Below are 11,614 nucleotides of genomic sequence, written 5' to 3'. Positions count from 1 at the left end.
AAAAGATGGTGCTTCCTTTTTCAGAAACCACCATCTAATACACTTATCATCAACTACTTAACAATATATTTTCCAGATTCTTCAATAGATACAAGAGGTAGCTTTTTTGAATTCTCAAAGGCATCAAAACCTGGTTTTAACCACGACCAAAACGCCAACAAACTTGCATCTGTCCCAAACTCATTATTGATTGCTTTATAATTCTGCTCATTCATAATTGTTGGAAAAATATGAACGTTTATCTTTCCACCTGCACTCTTTGCCTTAGCTGCAATTAAATATAATTCTTGAATATTTTCGTCACCAATCGGAATACATCCTATCGTTACACAGTGTCCATGTATAAAAATATTATCCCCAGGATTTAACTTATCAGCAAAAACTAAGTCAGATTTATTAGGATAATTGATACGAAATGAAAGCAAGTATTGGCTTTGCGGATTGAACAAATCTACTTCATAAAATCCTTCTGGAATTTGGCGGTCACCCGAACGGCGTTTTGGGCCTAAAACGCCTGTTGTCGCACAAAATTCGTAAGTTTTTAAGAGCGTAAAAGTATCATCTGACTTATTTTTTGCCCAAACTTCCAATTTTTGTTCTTTCTTGAAAGCTCTTAAAAACAAATCAAAGTTACTTGAATTAATACTTTTTGAAGAAAGTAAATCGCTGACAGCTTTACCTTTCTCTCTATTAGCCGCTTGAACTCTTGGAAACTTAAGTTGCTGTTCAAAAAAATTTGTAGGGGGAGTCATTGACATAAGCATTGATGTCAAAAGAATCATCGTAAAGGTTCTTTTCATTATTGTTATAGGGAGTATAAATTTGCGAACAATGTAAATTTTGTTCTTTTTTTGAATATTTCACAATTAAGACTCAAAAATTTCATAAAATTCACATTTCCGACCAGTTTTATTTTTCTACAAGCCATTTCAAAAACTTCGGCATCGCTTCGCTCCACGTTTTTTGATTGTGTTCGCCACCCTCAATTTCTACATACTCAATATCTTGCCCACGCTTGTAACCTTTACCTTCTAATTCTTTTATCAAATCAAGTGTATCGTCAATCGAATCTATAATTCCGTTATTATTTCGGTCGTCGTTTTCGTCATTTGTTCCGCATTCGAGCCAAAATTTTTGTCCTTCATTATAATTCCCATTTCTAATCAAAACGTGCATAATTCGGTCATTATGGTCGTCATAGCCATCTTCATAGGCTTTCTTTCGCCACCAAAAAGAGCCGCTAAAAACCCCGACTTTTGAAAAATAATTGGAATTTCCCCAAACTAAATCCATTGCCGAAAGTCCACCCAATGAAAAACCACAGAAATAATTATCAATACTTAAGCTCGAAACTTTATAATTGGCTATTACAAAAGGGAATAGCTCTGAAATAATAAAACTTTGGTAAAAACCAGCCAAATTTCCTCGATTTTTATAGTCAGGCATTGAGGCTGTACCATATTCTTTCAAGCGATTTTCGTTAGTGTGTAATCCTACAAAAACCATTGGTTGAATTTCTGATATATTATATAGATTATTTAAGGTTTGTTCAATTTTTAGTTGGTCAAAATCTTGCCCATCATTCATGTATAGCACCTTCAGATTTGATAGATTTTCGTAGTTAGGCGGTAGAACCACATCATATATAACCTCACGATTGAGAAAGGTAGATTGAAATTTTTGATTTTTAATAACTGAGACGTTCTGCACCTATTTGGATTTTTTTGTGATGAATAATTCGACAAATTTAATAATTCCTTTACCTTCAAAAATAAAAAATTCAAAAATCATTTGTTTCATTGCCAAAATTGGACTAATATTTCAAAGAAATTTCAGATTTTGTGAAACTAAAATATTCAATACATAAAGCTTATTGGCTGGTTTTAAACAAAATAATATTTTACATATTTCAGAAAAAGCAATAATTTCAGCACAATACATATTCATAAAGCATTGATAATCAGCACTTTATTTAGACTATTGATTTTTATATTTGAAAATAAAACACGAATTTTACACTTTCATCAAACGTACTTCGAATATTTATGCAAGAAAAACATATAAAGTTTTATTCTCATATCATGAGCCGAGACATCGACTTACTGATTAGTGGTCACTGGGGCTACCCAATTTTAATGTTTCCTACTTCGATGGGAAATTATTTACAAAACAAAGATTTCGGACTTCTCGACACCGTTGGTGATTTGGTTGATGCAGGAAAGATAAAACTTTATAACATCGATAGCATTGATTTTCAGAGTTTTTATGCCAAGGATTTACCAGCCCACACAAAGATTTATAATTATAATTTATATACGCAATTTCTGAAAGAAGAACTCGTACCTGCCATTCAGCGTGAATGTGGTGTGCATCGTATTGCAATAGCAGGTTGCAGTTTTGGCGGGTATCATTGTTCAAATTTTGCATTCAAAAACCCAGATTTGGTTGCTCACATGTTTAGCATGAGCGGTGCATTCAGTATCAAAAGTTTCATGAAAGGCCATTACGACGATAATGTTTATTTCAACGAACCAATGGATTTTATGAACCATGCGGAATCGTGGAAATTTAATCATATGAATATCGTTTTAGGAACATCGGATTGGGATATTTGCAGAGAAGACAACCTGAATATGTCAAGACTTTTGGGCAGCAAAGGCATTAATCACTGGTACGACGAAAAGCGTTGGGCAAGCCATGACTGGCCACTTTGGAAAATGATGTTTTCAGAGTATGTTAGAAAAATGCCTCTTTATAATTAGTGATAAACCACTTACTATCAGTTATTTGTGCAATAAAAAAAACATTTTCATCAAAAACGTGCTTTGCCCCCATTAGCACATCAAAACCTTAAACCACAGTTCTCCCGTTGGGGGTTAGGGGACTGGCACTGAATTAACATGAAAAAAATTGGAATATTATTCGGAATGGAAGATACATTTCCATGGGCATTTATCGAACAAGTAAACAAAACTGCTCCAGCAGGAATCGTTGCCGAAGCTGTTCAAATAGATAAAGTTGAGCAAGGTGTAGCAACAGATTACGCTGTAATTATTGACCGTATCTCTCAAGATGTACCATTTTATAGAGCTTATTTAAAAAATGCTGCTCTTTGCGGAACAGCCGTCATCAATAATCCATTTTGGTGGAGTGCCGATGAGAAATTCTTTAATAACTGTTTGGCAGTAAAACTCGGAGTTCCTGTGCCTAAAACGGTTCTTTTACCATCAAAAGAGCGTCCAGATGATACTTCTGAGAAATCATTCCGCAATTTGGTTGCTCCACTTGACTGGGGGTATATGTTCAATCAAATTGGTTTTCCTGCATACATGAAACCCCACGCTGGCGGTGGCTGGAAAAGCGTTTATCGCGTTGATAATCCAGATGATTTGTGGCAAAAACACGGTGAAACAGGCCAACTTGTAATGCTTTTGCAAGAAGAAATACAGTTTACAGATTATTATCGTTGTTACTGCCTTAATGGGAAATATGTGCATATTATGCCTTATGAACCACGTAATCCGCACCATTTAAGATATGCAACTCAGCCAAAAACAACGGGTGAGGCTCATAAGAAACTGATGGCAACGATTACAGACTATGTTCTGAAATTAAATCATGCTTTAGGTTATGATTTCAATACAGTAGAGTTTGCCATTCGTGATGGTATTCCATATGCAATTGACTTCTGTAATCCTGCTCCAGATGCTGATATTCACTCAGTTGGACAAGGAAATTTCGATTGGATTGTAGAAAATGCTGCCAAAATGGCGATTGAAAGAGCAATTGAGCAAGTTGATGGCAAAAACAACTGTACTTGGGGTACTTACGTGAAAGATGCCGCAACGCCAGTAGCTCCATCCGCAGTTCCAGCCAAAAAAGCACCTGCTAAGAAAAAATAAGAAAATATGAGCCGTGTTATTCAACAATAGCACGGCTTTGTTAAAATGTATGTCAAGGTATGTAGGTATAAATCGTATTTGTATTCGAAAACCTCATTCTACATTCTTCATTCTACATTCTTAATTTACTAACTATGTCTCTATTTACTTTAGGTATTGAAGAAGAATTTCAAACCATTGACCCAAAAACTCGGGAATTACGCTCTCACATGTCGAAATTGGTCGAAGGTGGGCAAGTAATTTTACAAGAACGTATCAAACAAGAAATGCACCAAGCGGTAGTTGAGATGATTTCGAGCGTTTGCGAAAACATCCAGCAAGCCCGTGAAGAAGTAACTTATCTTCGTAGAATGCTTTTCGACTTGGCAGCCAAACAAAATCTACACATTGCAGCGGCTGGTACTCACCCGTTTTCGGACTGGCAAAAACAACTTATCACCGAAGATGCTCGCTACGACAAGCTGATTGATGATATGCGTGATGTGGCTCGTTCAAACCTCATTTTTGGCTTGCACGTACACGTAGGAATTCCAAGCCGTGAAGAAGGAATGCAGATTTTGAATGCAGCACGCTATTTTTTACCACACATTTACGCACTTTCGACAAACTCACCGTTTTGGTGTGGTCGAAATACAGGCTTTAAATCGTATCGTTCAAAAGTTTTCGATAAATTTCCTCGCACGGGTATTCCAGACTATTTTTCGAGTGTTGCCGAATACGATAATTATGTAAACCTGCTCATTAAAACTGGATGTATTGACAATGGCAAAAAAATTTGGTGGGATATTCGTTTGCATCCATTCTATCCAACGGTGGAGTTCCGAATCTGTGATATTCCAATGCGTGTTGATGAAACTATATGTTTGGCAGCATTGATGCAAGCAATTGTAGCTAAATTACATAAACTCCACCAACAAAATTTGAGTTTCCGACCCTATCATAAAATGCTTATTAGCGAAAATAAATGGCGTGCCGCTCGCTACGGAATTCATGGAAATTTGATTGATTTTGGTAAAGAAATCGAAGTACCTTATTCACATCTTGCCGAAGAATTGATGGAATTTGTAGATGATGTTTTAGATGAACTCGGTAGTCGAAAAGAAGTAGAATATATTCATGAAATATTAAGAATGGGAAGTGGAGCTGACCGCCAACTAAAGGTTTTTGAGGAAACAAAAAGTATGAAAGCAGTGGTTGATTATATCGTAAGTGAAAGTAAAATTGGGCTTTAAGAGAGGGATTTCTTTAATTTTAGGGCATATTTTTATAAATTTGCATCAAAAATACATTCATCAGCATGAAAGAGAATATTAAAATTGCAATTTTAGATATGTACAACGGCTTTGCCAACGAAGGTATGCGTTGTATAAAAATGATATGTGGACAGTTTCTGGCTCAAGAAGGAATCAAAGGAAACTATGATATTTTTGATGTCAGAAAAAAGAATGAAACACCTAAAATTGAAGATTACGATATTTTTATTTCAACTGGTGGTCCAGGAAATCCGCTACCCGAAGGACATGAATGGGAAGAAAAGTTTGGAAATTTTCTTGACCAAATTTTTGCACATAACCGTGCAAACGACAACAAAAAGTTTTTATTTCTGATTTGTCATTCATTCCAAGTTGCCAGCCATCACTTACAGTTGGGCTATATTTGCAAGCGTCGCTCAACTTCGTTTGGAGTAATGCCAATTCACCGCACAACTGATGGCGAAACTGAGCCATTTTTCAATGGTTTACCCGAAATCTTTCATGCAGTTGACTCACGAGATTATCAGATGATTCAGCCAAACTGGCAAAGAATCAATGATTTTGGAGCAAAAGTACTTTGTCTCGAAAAAATCAGGGAATATATACCACTTGAAAGAGCCATTATGGCAATCAGATTTTCGGAAGAGGTTTTTGGTACGCAATTCCACCCCGAAGCCGATGCCGAAGGTATGCTTCGCTATTTTAAACAAGAAGAAAAAATGATTGCCGTTATCAGCGAACACGGCTCGGATAAATACGAACAAATGATTGACCACCTCGACGACCCTGATAAAATCATGCTCACCGAGTCAATAATCATTCCGTCGTTTTTGAATCATGCTGCCGAACAAATTCTTGCAGTTGCATAAAATGGAAAAGCCAAATTTATCGAGACAAGCCTTTTGGGATGTTGATTTTGATAGTTTAGATTATCAAAGAGAAGCTGATTGGATAATCGGACGAGTATTTGAATGGGGAAAATTGAGTGATTTGAGAAACCTTATTCGATTTTATGGCAATAAAAAGTGTGCAGAAGCTCTGAAAAACGCCCATTTTTTAAGATTAAATGCCATAAGTTTGGGACATTTATTGTTAGATATTCCTAAAGATAATTTCAAATGTTACACAAACAGACCGTCTCACATTCCCTTTTAACAATCTTACAAAATCTTATGCAAGATGCGATGCTCAATGATTTTATTTTGGTTGGCGGAACATCATTGGCATTAAGATACGGACATCGTGACTCAGAAGATATTGATTTGTTTACTTCCCAAAATCTACCAATAAATCTTTGGCAGCACCTCCAAAGAAATCCAAATAGACAATTACAATATTCAGGTGAATACGCATTGGCTTTCACCGAATCAGAGATTAAAGTGGATTTGGCAAAATGGAACATTGATTTTAAAAACATCGAAACAATAGAAGGAATAAGACTTGCAAGTCCGATTGATGTATTTGCAATGAAATTTGATGCAATCTGTACCCGAAAGACCAAAAAGGATTTTATTGATATTTTTGAGTTATGCCAGCATTTTTCATTTCATGAGGGTTTTTCTCACTTTAATAGTATTTATCCTTATAGTAGAAATTCAACCATAATTTTTACTGCTTTTGGTGAAATCGACCTCGCAGATAACTCAAAAATGCCAAATATGTATAAGAATTATGAATGGGATTTGGTAAAAGATAAACTAAAAAAATACGCAAAAAAATACTTTCTCAACCTATGATTCCTGCTATCCGACAACAATTCAACGAAAGTTTCACGACCGAAAAATACGAAACAATGATTGCGGAAATTCATAAAGATTTTCCCAATCAACTTGATTTTCGAGTAGCCGAAACGCCTGTTTTTGTTCCCAAAGATTTAAAAATCAAGCTTTTACAGGCTTGTAATGATATTATTGAGGTTTTATTAAAACCAGATTTCAAGGAAAAAACCAATCGAGCAATTCCTGAAAACCAACATGTGCCAAATGAAGACGCACACCCAAGTTTTTTAGCGATTGACTTTGCTGTTTGTAAAGACGAAAACGGAGATTTAAGTCCGCAACTCATTGAATTACAAGGTTTTCCATCACTTTTTGGCTATCAATGGTATTTAGGGCAGAAATACCGCAAATTTTTCATTGACCCAAAAGGCTTTAATCAATATTTCAATCGACTTTCGATGTCATCGTATGTCGATGAAATGAAAAAAGTGCTGTTGGGTGGCGAAGCAGCCGAAAATGTGATTCTACTCGAAATTTACCCCGAAAAACAAAAAACTCGCTTAGATTTTGAAATTACTCGCCAACTTTGGGGGATTGAGCCCGTTTGTTTGACCAAAATTAAAAAAGTTGGCCGACAACTTTTTTATGAAAAGAATGGAAAAACAATCGAAATCAAACGTATTTATAATCGTTTGATTTTTGATGATTTATTACAAAACTTCCCTGACTTGGAAACTAATTTTAAAATGACCGATGATGTGGATGTTAAATGGGTAACGCATCCAAATTGGTTTTTCCGCATCAGTAAGTTTACGTTGCCTTTGCTCAAAAGTGCATTTGTACCTCAAAGTTTCTTTCTTTCTGATTTGAAAGAATACCCTGCTGACTTAGAAAATTATGTATTAAAGCCTCTCTTTTCATTCGCAGGAAGTGGAGTGAAACTCAATTTTACGAAAGAAGAATTAGAAAATATTGATGACAAAGAAAACTACCTGATCCAAAGAAAAGTAAAATACGAACCAATTATCGAAGATAAAGAAGGTAATCTGATAAAAACCGAAATTAGAATGTTATTTACTTGGGAAGACAATGCACCAAGACCTAAACTCGTCACAAATCTTGCACGTTTGAGTCGTGGAGAAATGATTGGTGTAAACTTTAATAAGAACTTCAATTGGGTTGGCGGCAGTTGTGCCTTTTTTGAAGATTAATTTTTAGATATTTGCTAAATAATTGAGAGTCAGTACCTGAAATTCAAAAATCTGGTATTGACTCTTTTTATTTTGCTGCGAATTAATCTCTTATTAATTCAATATTATTAAAATATTTTATTTTTACTCGAAATAAACTCATCTTTTAAAAATGAAATATAAAATAATTCTTTCTGCCCTCCTGCTTTTTATTTTACAGAATAGCTTTTCTCAAAATACTATTCATCCAACCTCCTCGCTTTATCAATATCCCAAAGAACCAGAAGTGCGTCAAAAACTCGAAAATTGGCGTGACCTTAAATTTGGTATGATTATCCACTGGGGACTTTACGCCGTTCCAGGCATTATTGAATCATGGTCGATTTGCAATGAAGAATGGATTACAAGAGATTCTATGAGCAGATATGATGATTATAAAAAATGGTATTGGGGACTCAGCAAAGATTTTAATCCAACTAAATTCAACCCTGAATCTTGGGCCAAAGCCGCCAAAAGTGCGGGCATGAAATATTTGGTTTTTACGACCAAACACCATGATGGTTTTAATATGTTCGATACCAAATATAGCGACTTTAAAATTAGTAATGGGCCATTTGCCAACAATCCACGAGCCGATGTTGCCAAATACGTTTTTGATGCTTTCCGCAAAGAAAACTTTATGATTGGAGCGTATTTTTCAAAGCCCGACTGGCACACACAATATTTTTGGTGGGATAGATACGCCACGCCCGACCGCAATGTGAACTATGATATTCGCAAAAATCCTTGGAGATGGAATAAATACAAAGAGTTTACTTACAATCAAATCAATGAACTTACCTCAAATTATGGAAGCGTAGATATTTTATGGCTTGATGGTGGCTGGGTTCGCCCACTTGAAACAGTTAATGACGAAGTTCGTTCGTGGGGAGCTCCAATTCCGCCATTCAGCCAAGAAATTGATATGCCCAAAATAGCCACAATGGCTCGCAAAAATCAACCAGGTCTATTAATTGTCGATAGAACTGTTCATGGGCCTTATGAAAACTACCGTACACCAGAGCAGTCTATTCCAAAAACAAAATCCGATACTCCTTGGGAAAGCTGCATTACGCTCGGTGGTGCTTGGGGATACGTGCCGAACGATAATTTTAAATCTGCTACGAAAGTTATTCATACATTGATTGAAGTTGTAGCAAAAGGAGGAAGCTTACTGCTTGGTGTTGGACCAACTGCCGAAGGAACACTTTTAGATGTTCAAGTTCAGAGGCTTGCAGAAATTGGAAAATGGCTTGATGCCAATGGTGAGGCCATTTATAAAACTCGTGCAGCTGATATCTTTAAAGATAAAGATATATTTTTTACAAAAGGTGATAAAAATACGCATTTTGCACTGATTCCTATTGCTGAAAACCAATCGGCAAGTCCAGTTATTTCATGGACAAATAATAGCCCAAAAACAGGTAGTAAAATTGTTTTATTGAGTGAAAATCAAAATCTCAAATGGGAGAAAAAAGGCAACAAAACTTTTGTATATTTACCCAAAGAATTATTGGAAAAATACAAATCCTATCCAGCCTTAGCATTAAAATTTGAGATTTAACATGAAAAAAACATTCACTGTCGTAGCATTTTTTCTAAGTTTTGCGAGTTTCGCTCAAGTTAAACTTGTAAAAGAACAATTCATTGACTCCAAACCAGATGAAATCTCTTGCCATGCTTCAACAATCGTTGAGCTTTCAAAGGGTAAATTTATGGCTGCTTGGTTTGCTGGTTTACACGAAAACCACCCCAAAGTTTGTATTTGGGTAGCCACCTCTACCAACAATGTTTGGGAAAAACCGGTTAAAGTTGCCGATGGAATCTATGAAGGCAAACAATATGCTTGTTGGAATCCAGTTTTGTTTAAAAATCCTGCGGGAAAACTCTTTTTATTCTACAAAGTTGGCATCAATCCAAGAGAATGGTGGGGAATGATGAAAAGCTCAAGCGATGATGGAAAAACGTGGTCGGCAGCTACTCGTCTTCCAAATGATATTCTTGGACCAATCAAAAATAAAAGTATTCAGTTAACAAATGGAGACATTTTACACCCTTCGAGTACCGAAAGTGTGGATAGCAAAATTTGGCATACGCACGTAGAAATTTCAGATGCTAACGGAGAAAATTGGAGAAAAATTCCAATTGAGTGTGGAGACTATGGAGTTATTCAGCCTTCGGTTTTGATTCATAAAGATGGCCGTTTACAAATGCTTTTACGTAGTCGTCAAAATAAAATCATTCAGTCGTGGTCTGCCGATAATGGAAAAACTTGGGGAGAACTCTCTCCTATCAATTTACCAAACCCCAATTCTGGAATTGATGCAGTTACGCTAAAAGATGGTTCATTTTTATTGGTTTATAACCCACTTCCATCGGGTAAAGAATGGTCAAATGGCAGAAATATTTTGAAATTAGGGCATTCAAAAGATGGCATCAACTGGACAGATATTTATACACTCGAAAATCAAACAAAAGGAGAGTTTAGTTATCCAGCCATTATTCAATCATCTGATGGTTTAGTTCATATTACTTATACTTATGATAGAAAATTAATTAAGGATGTGGTTTTGGATCTGAAATAGAATCAAAGGGGCAATTTCAAAATTTGAAATTACCCCTTTGATTAGTCATAAAACTCATATTTAAGGTCATAAGTATAAGTCATATTAGTAATGTAATCAGAGTGTTCTATTTTAACGAGTCGATTATCTTGATACTTTTTATCCTGTATAAAAACCTTCTGTGGGATATCCTTATTACTTAATTTCTTTCCTTTAATTTGATACTTCTCTATCCTTATTTCTTGCTTTTGTTCATTTTCAAAGTATTTCGAAATATAATGGGCAGTTAGATTTTTTTTATGGTAAACATACGTTTCAACATTCAAGTAATCTTTGAAATAAGTATATGTTATTTTCAACCTTTCTTTATCATCTATCATTAGTTTCTCAATTCGACGATTCAGACTGTCATATTTAAAAAGGTTCTTATGAATAATCTTAGGGTTATCGATATACTTTTCCTCAATCAAATTACCTAAAGAATCATAAAATTTTCTGGACTGAAAACGTAATTCTGTATTTATAGGGAAATGCTCTAACGAGTCAAGTGGACTTGTTCTTTTAAAGAAACTATCAGATAAATAAATAACTTCGCCATTTTGCTCGGTAATTTTGCCTAAAGTGTCAAATTCATAACTCCAACGATAACCAATCAAGGGTCCATCGTAAAAAAATATATTATTTTCTTCCATTTTGAAGAAGTACTTTGTGAAAGCTACTTTTTTATTGCTTTTATATTTATATATATCACACCCATTTAAAGTTCTACCCGATTCATATTCAAAATAATCGAAAAAGAAGTCGTTAGTGATATTCCCTGAACGATTATAATATGTAGTTCGGAATAATCTATTACCATCTGTATAATCTACTTTCTTTATTTTCAAAGAATCAGAGGCATTGCTGGAAAAATAGAACAATAAAAGGATGAAAATTAAAAATTTGTGT

At 35.2% G+C, this 11,614-nt stretch carries 12 protein-coding genes; 9 read left to right on the top strand and 3 right to left on the bottom strand.

The window, feature by feature from the left end:
- Window positions 1-53 precede the first annotated feature (53 nt).
- Both A6M55_RS03160 and A6M55_RS03155 read right to left on the bottom strand, forming a co-directional pair.
- Window positions 54-800, bottom strand: a complete 747-nt coding sequence (locus A6M55_RS03160; protein ID WP_064196428.1) for a murein L,D-transpeptidase family protein — start codon at window positions 798-800, stop codon at window positions 54-56.
- A 109-nt stretch (window positions 801-909) separates the two neighbouring features.
- Window positions 910-1,710: an esterase family protein gene (locus A6M55_RS03155; RefSeq protein WP_064196427.1), complete on the bottom strand. Its 801-nt coding sequence runs from the start codon at window positions 1,708-1,710 to the stop codon at window positions 910-912.
- A gap of 335 nt (window positions 1,711-2,045) precedes the next feature.
- On the opposite strand from A6M55_RS03155, the gene A6M55_RS03150 reads away from it, so the two are divergent.
- From A6M55_RS03150 to A6M55_RS03110, 9 genes are all read left to right on the top strand, one after another.
- Window positions 2,046-2,762: an alpha/beta hydrolase-fold protein gene (locus A6M55_RS03150; protein ID WP_064196426.1), complete on the top strand. Its 717-nt coding sequence runs from the start codon at window positions 2,046-2,048 to the stop codon at window positions 2,760-2,762.
- A 138-nt stretch (window positions 2,763-2,900) separates the two neighbouring features.
- Window positions 2,901-3,902: a RimK family alpha-L-glutamate ligase gene (locus tag A6M55_RS03145; RefSeq protein WP_064196425.1), complete on the top strand. Its 1,002-nt coding sequence runs from the start codon at window positions 2,901-2,903 to the stop codon at window positions 3,900-3,902.
- 134 nt (window positions 3,903-4,036) lie between these two features.
- Window positions 4,037-5,134 carry a carboxylate-amine ligase gene (locus A6M55_RS03140; RefSeq protein WP_064196424.1) on the top strand — a complete coding sequence of 366 codons (1,098 nt, stop codon included), beginning with the start codon at window positions 4,037-4,039 and terminating at the stop codon, window positions 5,132-5,134.
- 65 nt (window positions 5,135-5,199) lie between these two features.
- Window positions 5,200-6,024 (top strand): type 1 glutamine amidotransferase, encoded by an 825-nt coding sequence (locus tag A6M55_RS03135; RefSeq protein WP_064196423.1) that lies wholly within the window; start codon window positions 5,200-5,202, stop codon window positions 6,022-6,024.
- A gap of 1 nt (window position 6,025) precedes the next feature.
- Window positions 6,026-6,310, top strand: a complete 285-nt coding sequence (locus tag A6M55_RS03130) for a DUF6922 domain-containing protein (RefSeq protein ID WP_064196422.1) — start codon at window positions 6,026-6,028, stop codon at window positions 6,308-6,310.
- Window positions 6,274-6,891: a nucleotidyl transferase AbiEii/AbiGii toxin family protein gene (locus tag A6M55_RS03125; RefSeq protein WP_082892909.1), complete on the top strand. Its 618-nt coding sequence runs from the start codon at window positions 6,274-6,276 to the stop codon at window positions 6,889-6,891. Before A6M55_RS03130 ends, A6M55_RS03125 begins: the two co-directional genes overlap by 37 nt.
- The gene (locus A6M55_RS03120) at window positions 6,888-8,084 is read left to right on the top strand and encodes a hypothetical protein (protein WP_064196420.1); all 1,197 of its coding nucleotides are present in this window, start codon (window positions 6,888-6,890) and stop codon (window positions 8,082-8,084) included. The genes A6M55_RS03125 and A6M55_RS03120 overlap by 4 nt, the downstream gene beginning before the upstream one ends.
- Before the next feature lie 151 nt (window positions 8,085-8,235).
- A complete protein-coding gene (locus A6M55_RS03115) occupies window positions 8,236-9,666 on the top strand; it encodes an alpha-L-fucosidase (protein ID WP_064196419.1) in 1,431 nt (476 codons plus the stop codon).
- A gap of 1 nt (window position 9,667) precedes the next feature.
- Window positions 9,668-10,687, top strand: a complete 1,020-nt coding sequence (locus A6M55_RS03110; protein WP_064196418.1) for an exo-alpha-sialidase — start codon at window positions 9,668-9,670, stop codon at window positions 10,685-10,687.
- Window positions 10,688-10,728: 41 nt separating this feature from the next.
- Here A6M55_RS03110 and A6M55_RS03105 read toward each other — a convergent pair whose 3' ends face one another.
- The gene (locus tag A6M55_RS03105; protein ID WP_156510970.1) at window positions 10,729-11,358 is read right to left on the bottom strand and encodes a hypothetical protein; all 630 of its coding nucleotides are present in this window, start codon (window positions 11,356-11,358) and stop codon (window positions 10,729-10,731) included.
- Between the last annotated feature and the right edge of the window lie 256 nt (window positions 11,359-11,614).

It is taken from the genome of Emticicia sp. MM (assembly GCF_001649495.1).
This window is presented reverse-complemented; position numbering and strand designations above follow the sequence as displayed.

Bases quoted from the DNA above. Each gene is read 5' to 3' on its own strand.
- A6M55_RS03160 (WP_064196428.1), bottom strand. From the start codon at position 800: ATGAAAAGAACCTTTACGATGATTCTTTTGACATCAATGCTTATGTCA.
- A6M55_RS03150 (WP_064196426.1), top strand. From the start codon at position 2,046: ATGCAAGAAAAACATATAAAGTTTTATTCTCATATCATGAGCCGAGAC.
- A6M55_RS03145 (WP_064196425.1), top strand. From the start codon at position 2,901: ATGAAAAAAATTGGAATATTATTCGGAATGGAAGATACATTTCCATGG.
- A6M55_RS03140 (WP_064196424.1), top strand. From the start codon at position 4,037: ATGTCTCTATTTACTTTAGGTATTGAAGAAGAATTTCAAACCATTGAC.
- A6M55_RS03135 (WP_064196423.1), top strand. From the start codon at position 5,200: ATGAAAGAGAATATTAAAATTGCAATTTTAGATATGTACAACGGCTTT.
- A6M55_RS03130 (WP_064196422.1), top strand. From the start codon at position 6,026: ATGGAAAAGCCAAATTTATCGAGACAAGCCTTTTGGGATGTTGATTTT.
- A6M55_RS03125 (WP_082892909.1), top strand. From the start codon at position 6,274: ATGTTACACAAACAGACCGTCTCACATTCCCTTTTAACAATCTTACAA.
- A6M55_RS03120 (WP_064196420.1), top strand. From the start codon at position 6,888: ATGATTCCTGCTATCCGACAACAATTCAACGAAAGTTTCACGACCGAA.
- A6M55_RS03115 (WP_064196419.1), top strand. From the start codon at position 8,236: ATGAAATATAAAATAATTCTTTCTGCCCTCCTGCTTTTTATTTTACAG.
- A6M55_RS03110 (WP_064196418.1), top strand. From the start codon at position 9,668: ATGAAAAAAACATTCACTGTCGTAGCATTTTTTCTAAGTTTTGCGAGT.
- A6M55_RS03105 (WP_156510970.1), bottom strand. From the start codon at position 11,358: ATGGAAGAAAATAATATATTTTTTTACGATGGACCCTTGATTGGTTAT.